At 34.2% G+C, this 21,081-nt stretch carries 19 protein-coding genes and 1 pseudogene; 14 read left to right on the top strand and 6 right to left on the bottom strand.

The features are described from left to right. A partial coding sequence (locus tag ACPYKA_RS07500; protein WP_479541728.1) for a 23S rRNA (pseudouridine(1915)-N(3))-methyltransferase RlmH occupies window positions 1–74 on the top strand: 74 nt, incomplete at its 5' end. A 642-nt stretch (window positions 75–716) separates the two neighbouring features. Here the strand turns inward: ACPYKA_RS07500 and ACPYKA_RS07495 are convergent. The 3 genes and pseudogenes from ACPYKA_RS07495 to ACPYKA_RS07485 all read right to left on the bottom strand — a co-directional run. Beyond that, window positions 717–1,724, bottom strand: a pseudogene (locus ACPYKA_RS07495) (recombinase family protein); the annotation flags it as partial. Between the two features lie 69 nt (window positions 1,725–1,793). Then, window positions 1,794–3,275: a recombinase family protein gene (locus ACPYKA_RS07490; protein WP_479541727.1), complete on the bottom strand. Its 1,482-nt coding sequence runs from the start codon at window positions 3,273–3,275 to the stop codon at window positions 1,794–1,796. Then, window positions 3,268–3,447 carry a hypothetical protein gene (locus tag ACPYKA_RS07485; protein WP_479541726.1) on the bottom strand — a complete coding sequence of 60 codons (180 nt, stop codon included), beginning with the start codon at window positions 3,445–3,447 and terminating at the stop codon, window positions 3,268–3,270. The genes ACPYKA_RS07490 and ACPYKA_RS07485 overlap by 8 nt, the downstream gene beginning before the upstream one ends. Window positions 3,448–3,825: 378 nt before the next feature. Here ACPYKA_RS07485 and ACPYKA_RS07480 point away from each other — a divergent pair, with 378 nt between their 5' ends. From ACPYKA_RS07480 to ACPYKA_RS07465, 4 genes are all read left to right on the top strand, one after another. Continuing rightward, complete coding sequence (locus ACPYKA_RS07480) at window positions 3,826–4,383, top strand: hypothetical protein (protein WP_479541725.1); 558 nt, start codon at window positions 3,826–3,828, stop codon at window positions 4,381–4,383. 128 nt (window positions 4,384–4,511) lie between these two features. Next, a complete protein-coding gene (locus ACPYKA_RS07475; RefSeq protein ID WP_479541724.1) occupies window positions 4,512–4,943 on the top strand; it encodes a hypothetical protein in 432 nt (143 codons plus the stop codon). Between the two features lie 249 nt (window positions 4,944–5,192). Further along, complete coding sequence (locus tag ACPYKA_RS07470; protein ID WP_479541723.1) at window positions 5,193–5,465, top strand: hypothetical protein; 273 nt, start codon at window positions 5,193–5,195, stop codon at window positions 5,463–5,465. Window positions 5,466–5,514: 49 nt separating this feature from the next. Then, the gene (locus tag ACPYKA_RS07465) at window positions 5,515–5,865 is read left to right on the top strand and encodes a hypothetical protein (RefSeq protein ID WP_479541722.1); all 351 of its coding nucleotides are present in this window, start codon (window positions 5,515–5,517) and stop codon (window positions 5,863–5,865) included. A gap of 67 nt (window positions 5,866–5,932) precedes the next feature. On the opposite strand, the gene istB is transcribed toward ACPYKA_RS07465, so the two are convergent. Further along, window positions 5,933–6,688: an IS21-like element helper ATPase IstB gene (istB, locus tag ACPYKA_RS07460; RefSeq protein ID WP_479541721.1), complete on the bottom strand. Its 756-nt coding sequence runs from the start codon at window positions 6,686–6,688 to the stop codon at window positions 5,933–5,935. Then, window positions 6,681–7,970, bottom strand: coding sequence for an IS21 family transposase (gene istA, locus ACPYKA_RS07455; RefSeq protein ID WP_479541720.1), 1,290 nt, complete (start codon window positions 7,968–7,970; stop codon window positions 6,681–6,683). Before istA ends, istB begins: the two co-directional genes overlap by 8 nt. Window positions 7,971–8,172: 202 nt before the next feature. Here istA and ACPYKA_RS07450 point away from each other — a divergent pair, with 202 nt between their 5' ends. Together ACPYKA_RS07450 and ACPYKA_RS07445 are read left to right on the top strand one after the other, a co-directional pair. Beyond that, complete coding sequence (locus ACPYKA_RS07450; protein ID WP_479541719.1) at window positions 8,173–8,562, top strand: ankyrin repeat domain-containing protein; 390 nt, start codon at window positions 8,173–8,175, stop codon at window positions 8,560–8,562. 321 nt (window positions 8,563–8,883) lie between these two features. After that, the gene (locus tag ACPYKA_RS07445; protein ID WP_479541718.1) at window positions 8,884–9,900 is read left to right on the top strand and encodes a hypothetical protein; all 1,017 of its coding nucleotides are present in this window, start codon (window positions 8,884–8,886) and stop codon (window positions 9,898–9,900) included. Window positions 9,901–10,227: 327 nt separating this feature from the next. On the opposite strand, the gene ACPYKA_RS07440 is transcribed toward ACPYKA_RS07445, so the two are convergent. Beyond that, window positions 10,228–10,725, bottom strand: a complete 498-nt coding sequence (locus ACPYKA_RS07440) for a hypothetical protein (RefSeq protein WP_479541717.1) — start codon at window positions 10,723–10,725, stop codon at window positions 10,228–10,230. A gap of 159 nt (window positions 10,726–10,884) precedes the next feature. Here ACPYKA_RS07440 and ACPYKA_RS07435 point away from each other — a divergent pair, with 159 nt between their 5' ends. The 7 genes from ACPYKA_RS07435 to ACPYKA_RS07405 all read left to right on the top strand — a co-directional run bounded on the left by ACPYKA_RS07435 (window position 10,885) and on the right by ACPYKA_RS07405 (window position 20,380). Continuing rightward, entirely contained in the window at window positions 10,885–11,175 is a 291-nt protein-coding gene (locus ACPYKA_RS07435; protein WP_479541716.1) for a helix-turn-helix domain-containing protein, read from the top strand. A gap of 274 nt (window positions 11,176–11,449) precedes the next feature. Then, window positions 11,450–12,037, top strand: coding sequence for a restriction endonuclease subunit S (locus ACPYKA_RS07430; RefSeq protein WP_479541715.1), 588 nt, complete (start codon window positions 11,450–11,452; stop codon window positions 12,035–12,037). Further along, a complete protein-coding gene (locus tag ACPYKA_RS07425; RefSeq protein ID WP_479541714.1) occupies window positions 12,030–13,559 on the top strand; it encodes a type I restriction-modification system subunit M in 1,530 nt (509 codons plus the stop codon). Before ACPYKA_RS07430 ends, ACPYKA_RS07425 begins: the two co-directional genes overlap by 8 nt. 9 nt (window positions 13,560–13,568) lie before the next feature. After that, the gene (locus ACPYKA_RS07420; RefSeq protein ID WP_479541713.1) at window positions 13,569–14,810 is read left to right on the top strand and encodes a restriction endonuclease subunit S; all 1,242 of its coding nucleotides are present in this window, start codon (window positions 13,569–13,571) and stop codon (window positions 14,808–14,810) included. Window positions 14,811–14,853: 43 nt separating this feature from the next. Then, window positions 14,854–17,955: a type I restriction endonuclease subunit R gene (locus tag ACPYKA_RS07415; protein WP_479541712.1), complete on the top strand. Its 3,102-nt coding sequence runs from the start codon at window positions 14,854–14,856 to the stop codon at window positions 17,953–17,955. A gap of 13 nt (window positions 17,956–17,968) precedes the next feature. After that, complete coding sequence (locus ACPYKA_RS07410; protein ID WP_479541711.1) at window positions 17,969–18,694, top strand: M48 family metallopeptidase; 726 nt, start codon at window positions 17,969–17,971, stop codon at window positions 18,692–18,694. A gap of 105 nt (window positions 18,695–18,799) precedes the next feature. Further along, a complete protein-coding gene (locus tag ACPYKA_RS07405) occupies window positions 18,800–20,380 on the top strand; it encodes an SIR2 family protein (protein ID WP_479541710.1) in 1,581 nt (526 codons plus the stop codon). Window positions 20,381–21,081: the final 701 nt, after the last annotated feature.

Genomic DNA, 21,081 nt, shown 5'->3' with positions numbered 1-21,081 from the left:
TGATGCGGTTGGTTTTGTTGGAGCAGGTGTATCGGGGGTTTAGGATTATTAGGGGGGAACCGTACCATAAATAGAGGCAAAAAATGTTGAAGATATGGTGGTAATTTTTTGTCGGAAGCGGGTATTGAAAACGTGTGTTCATTATCCGTTTCCCGATATAACAAGTGGATTAGAGTAAAGGTTTTCGATATATTGATTTCGGTAAAATCAAAATCCAATTCAATTTCTCTTACTGTTCGTGACTTGTCCTTTAGTTGTTTAATCGTTATATGATTAATTAGATGTTGAAGTAATTGCTTTTTATTCTCCCGGGAAATCTTCTTATAAGTCGAGAGAAACCGTTCCAATAGCGTCTCAATTAGCTCTGGTTGAATTACCTTTGAATCATTTGAGCCTAATTCTATAGCTATCTCGTTCTTTCTTTGTTCTAACTCTTCCTTTTCATTACTAACTTTCTGTAATCTATCTTGTAGGATACTAGTTGGTAGGGTGTTCTTTTCAAATGCTTCCATATAACGATCTTGTAATGAGTCTATTTCTGTTAATCGTTCCTCAATACTTTCTAATTCCTTATTGAGCTGACCAAGGAAACCAACAGAGTTTGAATTTATATCTTGGAGCGTTTTGTATAATCTCTTCTTAGAAAGAAATGTTTCAATTCTCTTAATAACTAGATCTTCTGCATCATAGGCCTTAATTGAGTTTGACTTACAAGCAGCCGATCCCTTGTTATGGAATTCACCACAAACATAATAGCGATACTTTCGTTTTTCCCCGTCTTTAGTTTTCCGAGTAGTAATTGAAGGAACCATACCCTGACCACAATCAGGACATCTCAAAAGACCACTAAGAAGAAAAGGCTCATTGGATTGTCGTTGCTTAAATGATCTACTTTTTCTTCTTGCCTGCACGATACTCCATAAATCATCAGAAATAATGGCTTCATGCTTTCCCTCAACACGAATCGGATTAGGGTTCTTTCCTCTTCTTCGTTGTGTATCCCAATTTTCATATTGTAACCAACGGATTTTACCGATGTATACAGGATTGTCTAAGATTTGAGCAACGCCATTAATGGAGAAGTAGCGATTCCGTTTAGTCTTATATCCTGCTTTGTTTAGATGGTTAGCAATGGCTTTTAAACCTTTTCCATCGGCATACAAAGTAAAGATTAATTTCACTATTGCTGCTTCCTTATGATTGATAACAAGCATTTTCTTTTTCGTATGATCATAGCCGAATACCACCCCGCCATTCCAAAGCCCTTCCAAAGCTCTTTGTTTCATTCCGAGTTTAACGTTTTCAGCTAGTGTATTACGTTCCATTTCAGCGATTGAAGCCATGAGTTGGACAACTAATCGTCCAATAGGTGTTCCAGTATCGAAGTTCTCTGAGTAACTGATAAACTTAACTTTGTAGTATTCAAATTTGTCGAGAAGTTTTAGAGTGTCCAACATATTTCGTGAAAGACGTGAAATTTTCCATACAATGACAGCTTGAAACTTATCCTTTTCTACGTCAGCTACAAGTTTTCGCATAGCTGGACGACCTTTAATATCTTTACCGCTAATACCCTCATCGACATACTCTTCTGCTATTTCCCAACCGTATAGTTGTGCATATTGACGCAAAGTTTGCAGTTGAGCTGAAATACTATAACCTTCTGTTGCTTGCTCTTCTGTTGAAACCCTACAATAAATTGCTACACGTTTTATCTCATTCATATATTTCTCTCCTTTCATATTTAGTTTAATATGAAATAAGAAAAAGAGAAAGGATGTTCCCCTTTCTCTTTAGGCAGTTCGATTTAAGTTAGATATATGGTTTAAATCAAATTTTAACTCGATTCTCTTAATCGTTCTCTCTTTTGTGTTTTTCCCTTGATTCACATAAATATTATCAATGAATGCGTGCAGAACTTTTTTCTTATCTTCCGCTGCTAAAATGTCAAAAACACTTTCAATGTTATCCATTGCAATCTCAATTTGTTTTCCCATATTCGGTTTTTTTCTTTGTTCTATTTGTTTCTCAAGTATACTAAGGAATCCTTTTAATTCCTCTTCATCTTCTTGAATGGAGCTAATTTGCTCTCTAAATGTCGCTTCGCTTAAAGTGCCATCACTAGCCCAAGTAATAACGTTACTTTTTCTGTTTGATAGACGTTGAAGTTCTTTTTTCATATCTTTTACTTTATCTTCAATGGGTTCTACTTCGCTGGATAGGGTTGCTATCGTGGAATTGAATATTGGGGTTTTAAGATTTAACGTTCGAAGTGTTTTAAAGAGGAAGTTAAATACATAGTTTTCAGCATACTCCTTATTGATAAGGTTGGAAGAGCATGCTGCTTTACCACTATTTTTATTCTTACTACATTGATAATATTTATATTTCGGGCTACTGTTTCCTTGTACCATAGATGATCCGCATTCTGGGCATTTAATTAGTCCAGAAAGAGGATACGAACCTGGATGGATTTTTTCTGGAAGATAACTTTTTATTTGAAGTATTTTCTGAGTTTGTTTCCACAGGTTGTCATCAATAATTCTTGAATGCTTCCCTTTACGGTAACTACCTCTCCATTTTATTTCACCAATATAAATTTTATTATTTAAGATGGTTTTAACTGCTGTGACAGTCCAATCTTTTTTGTTTTTCGTTTTGATATCTTGATCATTAAGGTTTGAAGCAATCTTTCGATATCCCCATTGATCAATGGCATATTTCTCAAATATATATCTAACTACCTTTGCTTCTTTCTCATTTAATTTCAGTTCTTTGTTTTCCGTATTGTATCCATAGACCTTACCACCATTAAAATTACCCTTTTCAAAGTTTTTCTCCATCCCAGTTGTTGTACGGAATTTAATCATGTCTTTTTCCAATTCAGCAACTAACGACATGAATTGATAGAGGAGCTTTGCATTTTTGTCTCGGGTATCAATGTTGTCTGCAATACAAATTAGGTGTTTATTTGCTTCTGTAATTCTTTTATAAATATATAAAGCATCAAGGTTATCACGGGAAATACGGTCAGACTTAAATACCACAACGTAATCAATGTTTTCTTCTTTATCAAACGCATGTTGATACATCTTTTTAAATTCTTTTCGATCTTTGATATTTTCGGCAGAATACGCTCCTTCATTGTAAATGTTCACAAGGGTTAATTGGTTATTCTTACAATACTTTTCAATCTCTTCTATTTGCTTTTCAATGGAAGTATTATCTAGCTGTTTATCTGTACTTACACGTACATATCCAATGGCTTTAGGCACTGATCGTCTCCTCCTTAACTTGTGATAATGTTTCTGAAATTTGAGACTCATATTTAAGGAACAACTCAGACATTAAATTGATGAATGATTTAGCCTGTACCTTCTCTAGCTCCTCTTCAGTTAATAGTTGTTCTTGGAACTTTTCATTGTAATCTAGTGAGGGGATGTTCATATTTTTGTCATCCTTTCATGGTGAGGGTGTCTTTCGTAGAATTTGTTGAAGTAAACTATGAACAGGTAATAGTCTTATTAAGACTGGGGATTACCTGTATCTATTACTTTACAAGACTGTTAATTCATTGTCCAAGAAATTTGGTTCTACCCCCCTAATAAAATGAATTGACCAATTGAAACTAATTATTTATACTAAAATACATAGAAAGAAAACTGTAAATATAAATTCACTAAAATGTCGGTAAAGTAGGTAATACGATGCTGCGATTAAATTTAAACAAAAATAAATCAAATATATTAAAAAGCTCGCTTCCTGTCTAAAGGGAATGCGAGCTTTTTTGTTTGCCTAAAGTCAATGAGAGGAGTGGAGTAAGAAGTGACAAAGGGAATTCATAAGAAGCAAATGATGAGAAAAGAAAGAGTTCCACCAAAAGAAGCTCAGGATAGAGTGGACAGTTGGTTATGGGATGACGATACTTTACGTGTTTTTGTAGACTGTTCTGAATTGAAGGAACAAGGGGTATTTGGAATAGGAGTAATTTTTGTAGGCCAAGGAATGACATTGGTAAAATCTAAAAAACATTATAACCAATCTATGAAAAGAATGAATGTATATGCCGAGTTAGTTGCTGTTGAGTTTGCCTTAATTCAATTGGATAAAATTTTGAATAAGGATTTCCATCTTCCATCAAGAATAATAGTTTTTAGCGACTGGAATATGGTAGACAAATTAAACCAAACAAACACGGTTTCAAAGAGGCACCCGCCTATCAATGCTGTTGCAGGAAAGATAAATAAAAGAAAACTACAATTTACAACAACACATTCTAAAGTTGAATTAAATATTTCATATATGAGCGAAAAGCAAAAGAGACACAATCCATTTTACAGAGCAGCTCATAACGCTTCAAGAAAGGCAATTGGGATTTTGTAAGATAAAATAATTCAACTTTATAGAAGTAATGAATATTGATTGCGGGTTAGATTTTATGGGGAGGTGATGAAAGTGTAATTTTAATGTAGTTATATAGGTTGAAGTTAATTATAGAGAGGAGTATAAGTATGAAGAACCTATATTTAGGAGTCAATAAATTTGGTGCTCCTACAATATTTTTCGAATTTGATGAAAAGGACACTTTTGATAAGTTTGGAACAGAGATTAAAACAGGCTTTAGTAAAGTTTTACAAAAAGGAGAAGAGGAACATTACTTACTAATTAAGAACTTTGGTTGCAAAACAGACTACCATATTACTATATCAACTGAGAGTCAGTTAGTAACTGTAAAAGTAACCTTTGATAAGTTAAAGGGAGTAGCACTTATGGGGAGTTGCAAGAAAAATCAAGGATTTAACCAATTTATAGAGGCTATTAATAATGAAAATAAAAGCAATATATGGTTGAAATTAATATTAAGTGGAACACAGTCAACCAAGCTATTTTATACTATGGCTTTTAGCGATAATGAATTTGCAACCATCCATAAAATAATGTGAATATACCGAGATCCAATCTTGACTGACTTTTTAAATTTACAAAAGGCTGGGAATAACATGATATTAAAAGAATCTTTGTTAAATAGAACAAATCTATCCAAAGGCTCGTATTCTTACTAAGGAGAATGCGAGCTTTCTAATTTGCCTAAAGTCAAAGAGGAGCGACCATGTAAGACGGGCATATTCACCTTTTTTGGCGAAGATTAACAGAGTGGGTAGTCTACTGTGTTTATAAAGGTAGGAGAAAAGATGAAGGAAAAAATTGATATTATCAAGAAACAATCACCAGATGATTGGGTGTGGGCCGGGACGACTATTATTTCATTGATCTGTGGTTCAAAAGAAATTGAAAAAAATATAAAAATCCAGAAAGAGAAGATTGAAAATAGTGAAATGGATTTATTGGATATACATGTTTTTACCTGGGGAGCTGAGGGAGGCTATGACATGGTGAATATTCAATTTTTAATAAGACCGATACTAAAATATCCTCCTGGGGAAAGTCCTGGTTATGTTATATAAGTAGGGACTCTAAGGATCTGTGGAATTCACAATATAGGGGGAGAAAAAATTGGATAAAGTTAAGAAAAATAATACAGCTATAAAGTCCAAAGAGGAGATAGTAAATATCTATGCTCAACCTCAGCCCGAATTTGCCAGTACTATCATTGCATCTAGTGCGGGTTTGAAGGAAATAGTAAAGGCAATTAATAAAGCTATTGAAGAAGGAAAAAGTAATTGCATGTTATACACAAGTGATAAGGAGCCTTTTGAATTGCTACTTATTCGAAATGATGAATCACTCAATACAAAGTTTTGGCAAACTCTTCAATTACCTTATACTGAATATGATTTGGAAGAGAAAAGTGCATTTAGGTATGGACCAACGTATAAATGTCAAGATAAGAATGCTCACTTTTGATTGTTTAACGATGTACAAGTTTGGGCTATTGAGTATGGCGGAAGCCATACCTAATAGCTTTATGAACTTACGACTTATTCTCCGTTTGAATATGATCTTTGAGACGATAAGAATCTCCTACAATATTAACAACCGTCGCATGGTGAAGAATCCTATCCAAAATGGCATTTGCTAGTCTAGGATCTTGAAAAATTTCGCCCCATGATTTAAAGCTCGCATTCGTTGTAAAGATGGTGCTTTTCTTTTCATAACGCATATCAATTAATTGAAAGAAGAGCTTTGCGTCATCTTCATCAATTGGAAGATAACCGATTTCATCGATGATGAGTAATTTATATCTTGCGTAATGTTTTAAGCGTGTTTCTAATCGGTTTTCAAGTTTCGCTTTCTTTAAGTTTAATATTAAGTCATTGCACTTAATAAAATACGTACTGTTTCTCTTCTTTGCTGCTGCGATTCCTATCGATGTTGCTAAATGTGTTTTGCCTACTCCACTTGAGCCTAAAAAGACGATGTTTTCCTTTTGTTCAATAAAACGTAGCGATGTAAAATCAAGTATTTGTTCTTTGTTAATCGATGGTTGAAAGGAGAAATCAAAGTCTTTTATTTCCTTTAAATGCGGGAAGGCTGCCACTTTTACCATCGATTTAATCATATTAAATTCTTTCATATCAATCTCATAATCCGTTAATTTAATGAGGGCATCTACAAAAGATAAATCATTGTTGTTCATAAAATCGATTGTTTCATCTAAATGAATCATCATTTGATTTAATTTTAGGTATGTTAGATTTTCCATAAGTTTCGTATAGCTACTATTCATTTTTATACACCTCACTAATTGCGGATAAATTTCTTATTGCTAGTTCTTCAATGTCATCCTTATAGTGAAGTTGCTTGGATAAACTTTCAATATAATGTGTTTCTTTGAAGTTCATCTTTTGATTACTTATGGGATGTTCCGCAATTAAATCCGTGTTATAATAAACATGAATTTTATTATCGTATACCTGTAAACCTACGGTTTTACCAACGTATCCTGGTGGTACAGAATACAAATTGGACTTAAATGAAACCATATTGGAAGTGTTTACTTTTACAGGTATGTGATCTATCTTATAGAAATCTCTTATTTTCCTATGTGGTAATGGGTTTAAGAGGTTTCTTTCTTTTTTAAGATGTAATATCGGTATTTTACCTGTTCCTTGATGATATTGACTGTTTACTCGATTGCTTAGTTCCTGTACAAAAGAGTGTAATTCCTCATAATTAAATTTCCCTTGATAGGCATGAATCTCATCTAATAGCTTCATAGGTGCTTCTACTTTAGCTTTTGTTCGTGGTCTTCCTGCTATACAAGGCCTAACTTCAAACCCACAATCTTTCGCGAATTGATAAAATCGCTCATTCACTTTACCTGGGCGATAAGCCGTTCTTGGCTCATCCATAACTGTTTTCATATTATCTACTAAAAGAGTTTTAGGCACACCACCGATAGATTCGAAACTTTCCGTAAGGAAAGATAATAGCACACTTTGTGATTTAGAAATCGACAATAGGTAAGTCCGGAATCGCGAGTAAGATAGAAGAAATACACAAACATTCACATACAATATTTCCCCATCTCTAGTGATGTACTTTATGTTTTCTTTCCAATCGACTTGAGCTTGTTCAGCCGGAGGAGTTTCAAAGCGGATGGTTTCCTGGTTGTCTGATCTCCCTTTATGAGAATCAAAGTATTGTTGGAATTCGGGCTTTCTCGAAATATACGCTCTGAAACTAGAATCCGCACAGTCTAGTCCATGATTATCTTTTAAATACTGCCAAAGTATTCGCTTATAGTAAAACTTCTGTGGTGATTCATCTGAGAGAAGCAATTTGATAACATCATAAAAATCATCGATTTTCGACTTTCTTTTCCTTGTATGACTTGGTTGAAAACCGTTTAAGTATTTATCGATTGTTCTACGATCAACATTCAGATCTCTCGCTAATTTACTTTTATTAATTTTCATGTTCAGACTCTCCATAAATAATTTTAATTTTGATAAGTCTGTAAGCTCTTTTATTTCTATTTCGGTATTTACATCAATTTTTATATGCATCATATTCACCCCAGAATATTATGCAATAACCGAACGAAACTGTACATGCTTATCTAATCATTTCTGTACATTCTTAAGCTATCATTTATACCAACGGAATATTATGATTCTGATATTCGGAGCTCAGTTGATTTAGAAAAGGAGATTACATTGGACCAGCTCAAATATAGTGCAAACAATAAAGTAGACGGTGAAAAGCAGCGTGGATAAACATATACAACAGAACCTTACGAAGATATTTCATTCAGATGATATGGACCAACTCGACCAAATTGTAACGAAGTATGGTGTTGATTTTGAGATAAACGGAGGAACACTATTATTCTGGGCTGTGTACGTCAATAATATATTGGCTGTAAAAAGATTGTTAGAGCTGGGAGCAGATCCAAACATATTGGATAGTAATGGTAGGAGCTGTCTCTCTATTGCTAGTTACTTTGGATTTGTAGATATCTTTAAACATTTAATTAGGTACGGAGCTAAAATAGATTCAAGTTGTATCGAACGTGCATATCATGGTTGGGATGGACACGTTCAAGAGGAGATATTAAAGGTACTTAAAAGATATCCATTTAACAATAAGGATAACTAGAAACAGAATTAGTGATAACCGTAAGGCATTTATGCTTTGCGGTTTTTTACTTTTCCTTTAGTAAAGATTAAAACTTGCAATGTTTTATTACGTCTTTACCTCTATGAACAACTTGTACAGTTGTTGGTTAATAGTTACGAATCTATTAGAATAGTTTCTTTACAGTTGCATAGCATGACTTATCTAAATAACACATTTGAATAATCAATGTGTTTGGATGTCTAATAAATAGGTTAGGCTCGGGAAAGAAAATCAACTTAGGTGCCTGTTAGATACTAGGTTTATCCTTTCCCATATCTAAATTCAGAGGAGATGATTATTATGATTCACACATTAAGTATGCTACTTTCTATTGAAGATGAAGAAGTGTTTCACTTATTCTCTATGTACGGGCATGATATTCAAAAGTTTGACGATATTTTAGCAGCGGTTAAAAAGGTAAATCAAAGTCTTAAAAATAATCACTCTGCTTATAAAATTAATTGGTTGAAGTATGAGTACAAAGATAGTTGGAAAGTAAGTATTAAAGTTGATCTTGTAAAAATGCTAGATAGAAGTACGATTACAGAGAAAGATTATAAATTGGTTGAGAACAATATACGAGAATTTTTATTGATGCAATTTGGTGATGACAGTTCCTATGATGACCACACATTAGTGAGACTAGATTATAAAATGGATTGTCTAGTGCCTGATGAGAAGGAAAGAGAGCTATTATTCCATTTGTTTGAAAAGTATACAAGAAAATACCGCTTTAAGCAAAAGATAAAATGGGGAAAAGATGATGATGGAAATCCCATAAAGTATGAAACCTCTCAATATCATAAGAACGAGAGTATTGAATTTATTTTTTATAGCAAGGAAGATGAACGAGTTGCAAAGGGCGAGGTCATTAAAGATTATGAGCGTCATGTAGTTAGATATGAAATAAGGCTAAAAAATCCACACTTGAATGCAATGAAAAGAAGGGATAAAGGAAGAAACAGATCAAAAAAGCTATGGTGCTACTTTAAAGAAGATTTATGGAAGGAATATATGGAAACACATATCTTACCAATCGTGCATAAGGGCGACTACTACAAAATATTCGAAGCAGAAAAAGTAATTGCAAAAAGTACATTTTCAAGAAATAAGAAAGAGAAACTACGCAAATTCCTCATTTCCATTTCCAAAGGAAGCATTGATACTCCTAAAAAGGATATGTCCCCACCTACCTATCGCCAATACCTTAAAGACCTAGAGAAACTGAAGATTAATCCCATACTCATCCCAAAAAATTTCTCCACTGAAAATCATAAGTCATTTCCAAGTTATTTGGAAAATCCATTTAAGATCTGAATTTAGTTGTATGATTGAAGTAAATCTGTAAGTAATGAGAGATACTTCTAATTTCAAAGCAGTTCAATAATTTGCGAACAGTTTAGTCTTGCTATCAATGATTTATCCAACAACCATTTGAAAACATTGAATGTACATCAAAACGGGTGAATTAGATTTATGTTGGAGTCTTCCATTCAAGTGAAAATCATAATTGATATTGTTGAAAGAGCAAAAGTACCTAAAACAGACTGTCATCATTTCGAACTAAAAATTCCTTTTGTTTTGGCTTCCTAACATCATAGCAAAATAAAAAAGGCCAGAAAAAATGAGAGCTGATTATTGCTCTCAATAATTTTCTGGCTGGTATTTTTGCATTGCGTCAAGAAGTGATTGGGAAAATACGTCCTGAATTTTCAAATGAGGATAGTGTTGCTTGCAAAAACTGGTAAATTCTTGATAAATGTCATTGTTCATTCGGATATTTTTGTTCATGATTTGAGCATTTTGGTTATAAATCCGTTTGTCCAAGATTAGGGGGTCACTTTTCTCAGCATTTTGGACAATTTTTTTAAGGGTATCCATATGTCTCTTGATGAATGCAATTTCATCACTATCAATATTTGTTGCAGTATTCAGTCTATCTGCTTTCGAACGAACAAATGGATAGTATCTTTTGTCTGCCTGATGGTAAATATAATCGCCTTCCCACATGAGCTTCGAGAAGCTACTAGAAGGGATTCCGATGAGACTACTAATCTTTTTTAGGTCATGATCTTGTAATAGTTTGTTGACTTCCTCTACTCTCTTTGATGGTGGTAATTTGATAAATGCGTCTTTATTCAATGCACACAACCCCTTTCATATTATGAAGCTAATGTATTATAGACGGCAACAAACAGAATATTCTTCCTTGATAGTTGTTTTTTTAAGACTTCTGTCTACTATAAATGGATATGAAAAAACAGGCATCAGTTTGAACTGCTAATATTAGGAGGGTATTCAATGAATCTTAATGGTGAATTAGAAATAGAAAATTTAGAAAGGGTTAGGAATGCAATTGATAACTTCGGGAATGTAATAAGAGATTATCGTGAGCAGGAATTACTAACGCTTAATGATCTAGCAGAAAGGGTCGGATGTAGTGGGTCCTATATATTTAAAGCAGAAAAAGGCTCAAGGAGAGTCCCTGTCCATATGAGGATTAATATTCTTAAAAAAGGTCTAAATTGGAACTCTGATGAGATTGAGTGTTTCTTGATACAAACTGTAAAGGAGTATGAACAAAAGAGGTAGGATTGAGGATAGACAAAGCTATTGCAAAGTTTATTGCAGTAGCTTTTTCTTATTTATTTTAAGTACTGAGAAGGATCAAGAATTGAATGTATTTAAACCCCGAGTTGGAGGAAGAATTTTATCCAATTTTGGATAAAAGTCGAGAATGCTTATTTGTTGTCCAATGAGGTTTGGTTCATCATTAGATAAAAGTTGACTCCAGGTATCAAAAGTTATATATTGTATTTAACGATATTTGGTTAAATATACTATTTAACATTTAAGGGGGTGCTGTATGCAACTAGGTGATATTGCTCACATAAAAACTGGGCTTGTTTTAAGTAGGAAAAAGGCTGAAATTGAATATGATGCTAAAGCTAGCTACAAACTTTTGTCACTAAAAAACGTTAGCGAAGAAGGTATAATAATAAATGAAGCATTCGAAAAGTTCATTAGTAGTGATTCGTTAGATGCACATTACTTTACGGAAGAAAAAGATATTTTAATGCGACTAAGTCAGCCGTACACTGCTGTTTACATAGATAGCGAGCATAGCGGACTATTAGTTCCATCTTACTTTGCCATTATAAAAGTAAAGAATAAAAACATTTTGCCAAGGTATTTAGCCTGGTATCTCAACACAAATTATGTAAAGTTTGAATTAGAACGTTCTCAATTTGGAAGTAGGATTCCGGGTACAAATCAAAATGCAATCAAGAATATACCTATTGAGGTGTCACCAATCTCAAGACAGAAAGTATTAATCGAACTTTACCAATTGCATCAAAGAGAGAAAATGCTGTACAGAAAGTTAATAGAAGAAAAGGAATTGCTCTTTCAGGGAGTAACTCAGAAGATTTTAGGAGGAAGAAAAAATGGCTGAAATAACAACGCAGGAAAAAATAAATAGCACATTATGGCAAGCAGCAGACACATTTAGAGGAAAAATTGACTCATCTACTTATAAAGACTATATTCTAACGATGCTGTTCGTGAAGTATCTAAGTGATTCATACAAAGAAAAAGTAGAAGAATATACGAAACGGTATGAAGGTAACGAACAACGGATCCGACGAGCTTTATCACGAGAACGTTTTGTACTTCATGATAAATCGACATTTGATTATCTATACAGTAAACGTAATGATCCAGAAATTGGCGAAATCATCAACAAGGCATTGGAAAAAATTGAAAATGAAAATGCGGGTAAACTCCGTGGAGTATTCCGTAATATTGACTTTAATAGTGAAGCGATTCTAGGAAAAGCAAAAGAACGGAATGCAATGCTTCGTTCCTTATTAGAGGACTTTAAGCAATTATCTTTAAGACCATCGCAATTAGGTAATGAAGATATTGTTGGTAATGCATACCAATATATGATTGGATTATTTGCTTCAGATGCAGGTAAAAAGGGCGGAGAGTTTTACACGCCTGCTGAGGTTTCTGAACTTCTAGCAAAGTTAGTAAAGCCACAAGAAAATGACCGTATTTATGACCCAACATGTGGATCTGGTTCATTATTATTAAAAGTTGTCAATCAAGTTCCAAATAAAAAAGTTGCAATATATGGACAAGAACGTAATGGGGCAACTCACTCATTAGCATTAATGAACATGTACTTACATGGCATTGATGACGCTAAAATTGAATGGGGCGATACGTTAGCGAATCCATTACATTTCGAGGATGGTAAGTTAATGAAGTTCCAAGCAATCGTTGCAAATCCTCCTTTCTCATTAGATAAGTGGGCGATGGGATTTGCTGGAGAAGGGTCAACGGATAAGAAATTTAAGATGGAAGCAAGTCTTGACCCGCATCGTCGTTTTGAATGGGGTGTACCACCTGCATCACGAGGTGACTATGCATTTGTACAACATATGCTTTATTCATTAGCAGAAAATGGACGAATGGCAACGATACTCCCTCATGGTCCATTGTTCCGTGGTGCTAGTGAGGGGAAAATTCGCAAACAGATTATTGAAATGAACTTTTTAGATGCTGTGATTGGATTACCAGAAGGACTATTTTTTGGTACCGGTATCCCAGCTTGTATCATGGTATTCCGTAAAGACCGAACTCGCAATGATGTTTTATTTATTGACGCATCAAGTGAAGAACACTTTGAAAAAGGGAAGAACCAAAACAAATTAAGAGAGCAAGACATCGAAAAAATTGTTAAAACATATGAAAAGAGAGAAACATTTGATAAATTTTCCTATGTTGCAACATTAGATGAGATTAAGGAAAATGATTATAACTTAAACATCCCTCGTTATGTTGATACGTTTGAAAAAGAAGAACCAGTTGATATGGTAGCGGTAAAGGAAAACATTATGAATATAAAGAAAGAGATTCAAGAAGTGGAAGTACAGATGGAAAAGTATTTGAAAGAGCTTGGATTGTAGGTGGTTATGGTGTCTATAAGAAGAAAATACGAGTTTATACCTAAGGATTGGAAAGTTAAAAAAATTAATGATATAAGTAAACAGGTATTTGCGGGAGGAACTCCAAGTACTCGAAAACCTGAATATTGGGGTGGTGTTATCCCGTGGATGAGTTCTGGAGAAATAAATAATAAATTTATTTATAATACTGATAAAATGATTACAAAAGAGGGATACGATTCTTCAAGTGCTAAAATGGTACCAAAAAACTCTGTATTAATAGCTCTTGCAGGTCAGGGTAAAACTAGAGGTACTGTAGGGATGAATAAAATTGAATTATGTACAAATCAATCAATAGCATCAATTGTACCCGAAAATATAGTAGACTCAAAGTTTCTCTATTACAATTTAGATTATAGATATGATGAGTTGAGAAGATTGTCTGCTGGTGATGGGGGAAGAGGGGGACTAAATCTAAAGATTATCAATAACATCTTTATAGCAATGCCTCCACTTAATGAACAAAGAAAAATATCTAAAATTCTATCAGTCTGGGACAAGGCAATTGGGTTAAAGGAAAAGCTAATTGAGCAGAAAAAAGAGCAGAAAAAAGGATTAATGCAGAAACTGTTAACTGGTGAAGTGAGGTTGCCTGGGTTTACAGGTAAATGGAAGATAGTTACATTAGGACAAATTGGGAAAACCTACAATGGACTATCAGGTAAGAGTGCAAAAGATTTTGGTGAAGGAAAACCTTATATTCCTTATAAAACCATATTTGATGATGCTAAAATAGATCCTGCTAAGGTAGATTATGTACAAATTGAAGATGGTGAAAATCAAAATAGTACAAAGTATGGAGATATATTTTTCACAACGTCCTCTGAGACCCCAGATGAAGTAGCAATGAGTTCTGTATTGTTATATGATGTTGATGAAATGTACCTCAATAGCTTTTGTTTTGGATACCGCTTGAATGATTTCAGTTACTTACTTCCTGAATTTGCTCAATTTCTTTTCCGGGGTAACGATTTTAGGAGAAAAACGTTAAGATTGGCTCAAGGGTCAACACGATTTAATATCTCTAAAAATGAGGTTATGAAAATTGAAGTATCTTTACCACCAATAGAAGAACAGGAGTCAATTGCTACTGTTTTGAGTAATTCTGACAATGAGATTAAATTACTACACAAACAAGTAGAACTTTTAAAAGAACAAAAGAAAGGCCTTATGCAATTACTCTTAACAGGAAAATTTCGAGTGCAGGTGTAATACCTTGGCTCATATCTTATCTTTAATAAATGGAGGTGTAAATATGATAGGAATAAAGAGTGATGAACAGAATATTAGCCAGATGCCCGCAATAGAAGTATTACAGAAGTTAGGCTATCAATATTTATTGCCGGAACAAGTAAAACAACTAAGATTGAATCTTAATGATGTTTTATTAAGAACTGTATTAGAGGAGAAACTCAAAGAACTGAATTCTTATGAGTACAAAGGTAAAATTCATAAGTTTAGCGATTCGAATATACAACAAGCGATCCGAGATTTAGATGAACCTTTAACCAATGGACTAGTGAAAACGAATGAAGTTATCTATGAAACCATAATGAACGGGAGGAGCTATACAGAGTTTTTACCAGATGGTTCTAAAAAGTCTTTTACCATTCAATTTATCGACTGGAATAACATTGAAAATAATGTATTCCATGTCGTAGAAGAATTTGAAGTAGAGCGGATGGATGGTCGAGGCACTATTCGTCCAGATATAGTCCTTTTTGTTAATGGTATTCCCTTTGGAGTGATTGAATGTAAGCGGGCCTCCATTTCAGTTAAACAAGGGATACAGCAAATGATTCGTAATCAGGGTAATGAGTATGTCCCACATTTATTCAAATATGTTCAATTAGTAATGGCCACAAACAAAAATGAAACGAAGTACGCCACATGCTATACTCCTGAAAGATTTTGGTCGGTTTGGAAAGAGGAAAAAGAAGATTGGCTTGAATCTTGGCTGGATCAAACAGTCGAAAATAGACTCGCAACAACACAGGATAAGAATATTATCTCATTGTTCCATCCTGTAAGACTACTTGAAATTACGAAGTATTTTACGCTGTTCGATATAGATATAAAAAAGGTAGCACGTTACCAGCAATATTTTGCCATTAAAGAGATCATCAAAACCATTGAAGAAAGAGATGAGAATGGCAATCGTCAGAGTGGGGTTATTTGGCATACGCAAGGTTCTGGAAAATCACTAACAATGGTCATGCTTGCAAGGTATATACTCTCAGAGCTACATAATTACAATCCCAAAGTGGTTGTTGTAACGGACCGAGTAGAGTTGGATAAACAAATACATCAAACCTTTAGCCACACAAGATTGAAAGCGAGTCGAGCCACATCAGGTGGACATTTAGTCGATCTTATCAATGATAATGGTGCTGATATCATTACTTCTTTAGTTCATAAGTTTGATACAGCATCAAAACACAAAACAGTTGATTCACAGGATGTTTTTGTGCTAGTCGATGAATCCCATCGAACACAATATGGAGAGCTCAATCTAAAAATGAAAAAGGTTTTCCCAAATGCTTGTTATTTAGGCTTTACAGGAACACCATTAATGAAGAAAGAAAAAAATACAATGATAAGATTTGGGAAACTCATTCATAAGTATACCATTGCTGATGGGGTACGGGATAAAGCCATTGTTCCTTTGCTTTACGAAGGGAAGATGGTAGAACAATCCGTTAATCAAAAGGCAATTGACAAACGCCTTGAGATGATTACAAGGAACTTGAATGAAAAGCATAAACAAGAAGTAGAAGAAAGATGGAGTAAATATGAAAAACTTGCTTCATCGGAACAACGCATATATTTAATAGCCGAAGACGTAAACAAACACTTCTTAGAAAACTACAAAACGCAAGGAACACAATTTAAAGCAATGTTTGCTACGAATAGTAAAATCGAAGCGATTCGCTATTTAGAGGCTTTTGAGGAGTTTGGAGATTTAAACAGTGCGGTTGTTATCTCGCCACCAGATCAAAGAGAAGGCCAAGAAGCTGTGGATGTAGAATCAAAAGATAAAATTCAGCGTTTCTGGAAACGTATGATGAATCGGTATGGAACACCAGAAAAGTACGAGGATGGAATTAAAGATGAATTTGTTAAAGGTGACGAACTTGACATGCTAATCGTCGTAGACAAATTATTAACTGGCTTTGATGCTCCACGTGCAACCGTACTATACGTTGATAAACCGATGAAAGAACATACACTTCTTCAGGCAATTGCTCGTGTTAATCGCCTATATGAAGGTAAAGACTATGGATTAATCATTGACTATCGTGGTTTATTAGAAAGACTAGATGAAGCGATGCAAATGTATTCAGGAGCGGGTTTAGAAAACTTTGATCCAGAAGATTTAAAAGGTGCAATTTACGATGTCATCAGTATTATTGGTTCGTTAAGGCAATATCATTCAGATCTACTACAAATTTTCTCTCCGATCAAAAACAAGAGAGACGAAGAAGAATATGAAGTTTGGCTAGAAGACGAGGAGAGAAGAGAAGAATTTTATAAGGTGTTAAGTCACTTTGGAAGAAATCTTGGAATAGCCTTAGAATCAGAAAAAGTTTATTATTCTTTGCCAGAGGAAGAGATAGAGAAATATAAAAAGGACTTCAAGTTTTTCCAAGAATTAAGAAAAAGTGTTAAGTTAAGGTATTCGGATACGATTGATCATAAAGAGTACGAAGCAAAAATGCAGAAGTTAATGGATAATTACATTGCAGCAGAAGATGTCATTCGTATTACCAATCCAGTTGATATCCTAAATACAAAGGCTTTTGAAGAGGAAATAGAGCGTCTTGGCTCGAAGCGAGCAAAAGCAGATGCTATACGAACTCGCTTGACGAAAAGTGTCCATACCAAATGGGATGAAAACCCTTCGTATTATAAGAAGTTCTCTGAACGCATTCAAGAGGCTATTCAAGAATATCGGGATAAGCGTATCTCGGAAGCTGAGTATTTGAATCGTATGAAAGACATAATGAAGGACTATCAAAGTGGTCAATCTACTGATAATTACCCTTCTGTTATAAGAGAGAATCAAAATGCTCAAGCCTTTTACGGTGTCACAAAAGACATTTTGAGTGAGACAAAAGAAACGTCTGCAAGTTATGATACGAATACATTGGGTGAGTTGGCACGTGATATGGATAAAGTAATAGAAGAGCATCAAAAAGTAGATTGGCATGATAATTTGGAAATTCATAATCGTATTGCACAAGAATTGGATGACCTTCTTTTTGACTTTAAAGAGAATCACGATCTCGATCTTGATTTTGATACGATTGATAAAATTATTGAGCAAATTAAAACAGTTGCTTTGAGACGCTATTAGGACGGGGAGCAGCATGGAAAAACATCAGATAGAGTACGGCAATAAAGTCATTGATTTTGTTTTGAAGCGGAAAAAGGTTAAAAATGTAAACTTGAATGTCAAACCTGATATGACTATCGAAGTGTCTGCAAATGAAAAGGTACCTATCGACTTCATTCATGATTTTGTGAAATCGAAGGGTTCTTGGATACTTAAAAATGTAGGGCAATTTGAAGATGTTCAACCAATAAAGCAAAGTGAACGAGAATATGTAAGTGGTGAGACTTTTAAGTATTTAGGAAAGCAGTATCGCTTGAGAGTAAAGAAGGCCATGGAAGAAGAAGTTGTGAAATACTTTCGAGGCTTTATCTATATGTACGTAAAAGATATGGATAATCTAACTCGAAAGGCAAAGTTAATGGATGATTGGTACCGGGATAAAGCACAGAAGACATTTAATGAATCACTTGAAAAAATGTTCCCTTTGATACAGAAGTATGGAGTTGAGAAGCCAGAAGTTGATATTCGGCTAATGAAAGCACGATGGGGATCAGCTTTAACAGATAAGAATACAATATTTTTAAACTCAGAGCTCATCAAGGCACCAAAGTATTGTATTGATTATGTTGTCTTACATGAATTAATCCACTTTAAGTATAATGATCATAGTGATAGTTTTTACAAGATGTTGTATTCGCTAATGCCAGACTGGGAGAAGCGTAAAGCAATATTGGATGAAGAGATTGTAAAGGAATTATGATGTGAACTACTTGGTGATGAACACAACAGGATAAAACAACAGGAGGCAGTTCAAGATTTCTTTGAACTGCCTTCTTTAATATCTACTGCATTTAGGGGGAGTAATATGGATGAATTAAAATTAAAATTAAATAGTATAATGAGTGGATTTGATACACTGCCATTCTTATTCGTTGGAGCAGGTCTTTCAAGAAGATATTTAGGTGCACAAAGCTGGGAAGGACTCCTTGAGGAATATGCTAATATAGCAAAAAATAACGATTTTGGTTATAGACTATATTTAGAGGAGATAAAAAAATTTGAAACACCTGTAGGCACTAACCCGAAATTGGCTACATTAATAGAAAACGATTTTAATCCGCATTGGTTAACTGATGATAAGTATAAGGAATTAAGAGAAATCCATAAAGAAAAGATTCATGCTGGAGTTTCTCCTTTTAAAATTCATATAGCGGACAATCTAATTAGTAAGAGTGAGAATATTAATTCGGAATATGATGAAGAAATAAAGCTATTTAAACAACTAGGAAATAATAATCATATAGCGGGGGTTATTACTACTAACTATGATACCTTTATAGAATCCTGTTTTAATGATTACGATGTGTACATTGGTCAAAACGAATTAATCTTTTCCGTAATTCAAGGTATTGGTGAAATTTACAAAATCCATGGATGTGTTACTAAACCTGAATCTATTATTATAAATGAAGATGACTACCTAGAATTTGTGGATAAGAATGCTTATCTGGCTTCTAAAATACTAACAATATTTTTGGAGCATCCAATTATTTTTATAGGCTATTCTATCAACGATCCTAATATAGAGGAAATACTAACTTCTATCGTTTCCTGTTTAAGTAACGAACAATTAGAGAAGTTAAAAGATAGGTTCTTTTTTGTTGAGTGGAATAACGAGGATAAGAAAGATTCTATAAAAACATTCCAAAAGGTCTTTGAGAATGGAAAACGAATAGAAATGACTCATGTATTTCTAAAAGATTACTCTACCTTGTACCAGTCTTTATCACTTATTAAGGCAAAGTATAGGGTACCTATGTTAAGGAAATTGAAAAGTGAGATTTATGATTTAGTGTTAACAAGTGAACCAAGTCAGAGTTTAAAAGTGATAGATGCTGATGATGATGAAAAACTAGAAGATTTAGAGGTAGTGGTGGGGTTCGGGATAATTAAGAGGCTTGCTGATAAAGGTTACGAGGGAATTACTGTTCAGGATATCTATGAAGACATTATCTTTGATGATAAGGAATTTTTAATAGAACCAATTATTGAACGGGTGTTGCCTACTTTACTGAAACGACATAGTAACAGTATTCCAATCTATAAGTATGTTAAGGAGTACGAAGGTAATTTGCCAGACCAAATCTCCAAAGAGATAAAGAGCAATTTCGATGAGTTTCTTAATCGTAATCTAATTAGAAAAAAGGAAACTTTTAAATTAGAAGAGAGATCGGTATCTGGAATTGCTTTGAAATATGAGTTAGAGAAAAGTTTAGAGTATATCTGTCTTTTAGAAGAAGAAGAGATAGATTTAACTGAATTACAAGAATTCCTTGCAGATGTTTACAGGAAAATTCCTAATGTGTTGCAAATCAAAAAAGGCCAAGTTTCAACTAATTTTAGAAGAGTGGTTAAGATATATGACTGGTTAATGTACGGGAAATAAAATAAGCCCGAGAGACTGTAGCAAGGAAAAATCACTTACGACAGTTTCTGGGGCTTTTGTACTCTAACGCTTGTAAGTAGTAAGGTATTAATCCCTTACGACTTACATAAGCATTGTTAATTATCTTATGCTTATAAAGTTAACATATGAATAAAAGTTCGTCAAATGTTAATTTAAAGTACGACTTTTTGCCTCTTAAATCACCACGGTGAACCGTACCATAAGTAGATGAGATCCTATAAGAAAAACAAGATAGCACACCATGCGCCCGATCGCATTTGGAGTGTATGAGTATTGCGGACGATTTTTACCAGCTGTGCGGTTCTTTTTACCATGCTTTGCGATGAAATGTACCAGTCTTTAAACACTCAGGACACAATTTCAATCCACCATTGCCGAATGAAAAACCAGTATACACGCTCTAGTATTTAGCAACAATACCACCACCCTTGACCTTGTTTGTGTCCGTGGTAGTGGATTTGATGGCGAATGGCAGAAATAAAGCCTTTACGGCCCATTCGCATCAATAGCTTACCACGGACAATCACTTCTAAGTTCCGCTGGCGGGGCCCCGACCCCTTCCAGCGATCACTAAGAAGTGGCACGGCGGTCAAGGGCAAGCAGCTAAAGCTGTGGTTAAAATAGTGTTTTATTCAAGTGAGTGTACTGGTTCATTCTTTTATCACAATAGAATTAAAAAA

This window comes from Pseudogracilibacillus amylolyticus (SeqCode) (assembly GCF_051918545.1).
Lineage (GTDB): Bacteria > Bacillota > Bacilli > Bacillales > Amphibacillaceae > Pseudogracilibacillus.
The sequence above is the reverse complement of the archived record's forward strand: the minus strand, read 5'-3'. Positions and strand labels throughout refer to the sequence as shown.

Excerpts from the sequence above, each read along its gene's own strand:
- ACPYKA_RS07485 (WP_479541726.1), bottom strand. The coding sequence starts at position 3,447 with ATGAACATCCCCTCACTAGATTACAATGAAAAGTTCCAAGAACAACTA.
- ACPYKA_RS07475 (WP_479541724.1), top strand. The coding sequence starts at position 4,512 with ATGAAGAACCTATATTTAGGAGTCAATAAATTTGGTGCTCCTACAATA.
- ACPYKA_RS07470 (WP_479541723.1), top strand. The coding sequence starts at position 5,193 with ATGAAGGAAAAAATTGATATTATCAAGAAACAATCACCAGATGATTGG.
- istB (WP_479541721.1), bottom strand. The coding sequence starts at position 6,688 with ATGAATAGTAGCTATACGAAACTTATGGAAAATCTAACATACCTAAAA.
- istA (WP_479541720.1), bottom strand. The coding sequence starts at position 7,970 with ATGCATATAAAAATTGATGTAAATACCGAAATAGAAATAAAAGAGCTT.
- ACPYKA_RS07445 (WP_479541718.1), top strand. The coding sequence starts at position 8,884 with ATGATTCACACATTAAGTATGCTACTTTCTATTGAAGATGAAGAAGTG.
- ACPYKA_RS07435 (WP_479541716.1), top strand. The coding sequence starts at position 10,885 with ATGAATCTTAATGGTGAATTAGAAATAGAAAATTTAGAAAGGGTTAGG.
- ACPYKA_RS07430 (WP_479541715.1), top strand. The coding sequence starts at position 11,450 with ATGCAACTAGGTGATATTGCTCACATAAAAACTGGGCTTGTTTTAAGT.
- ACPYKA_RS07425 (WP_479541714.1), top strand. The coding sequence starts at position 12,030 with ATGGCTGAAATAACAACGCAGGAAAAAATAAATAGCACATTATGGCAA.
- ACPYKA_RS07415 (WP_479541712.1), top strand. The coding sequence starts at position 14,854 with ATGATAGGAATAAAGAGTGATGAACAGAATATTAGCCAGATGCCCGCA.
- ACPYKA_RS07410 (WP_479541711.1), top strand. The coding sequence starts at position 17,969 with ATGGAAAAACATCAGATAGAGTACGGCAATAAAGTCATTGATTTTGTT.
- ACPYKA_RS07405 (WP_479541710.1), top strand. The coding sequence starts at position 18,800 with ATGGATGAATTAAAATTAAAATTAAATAGTATAATGAGTGGATTTGAT.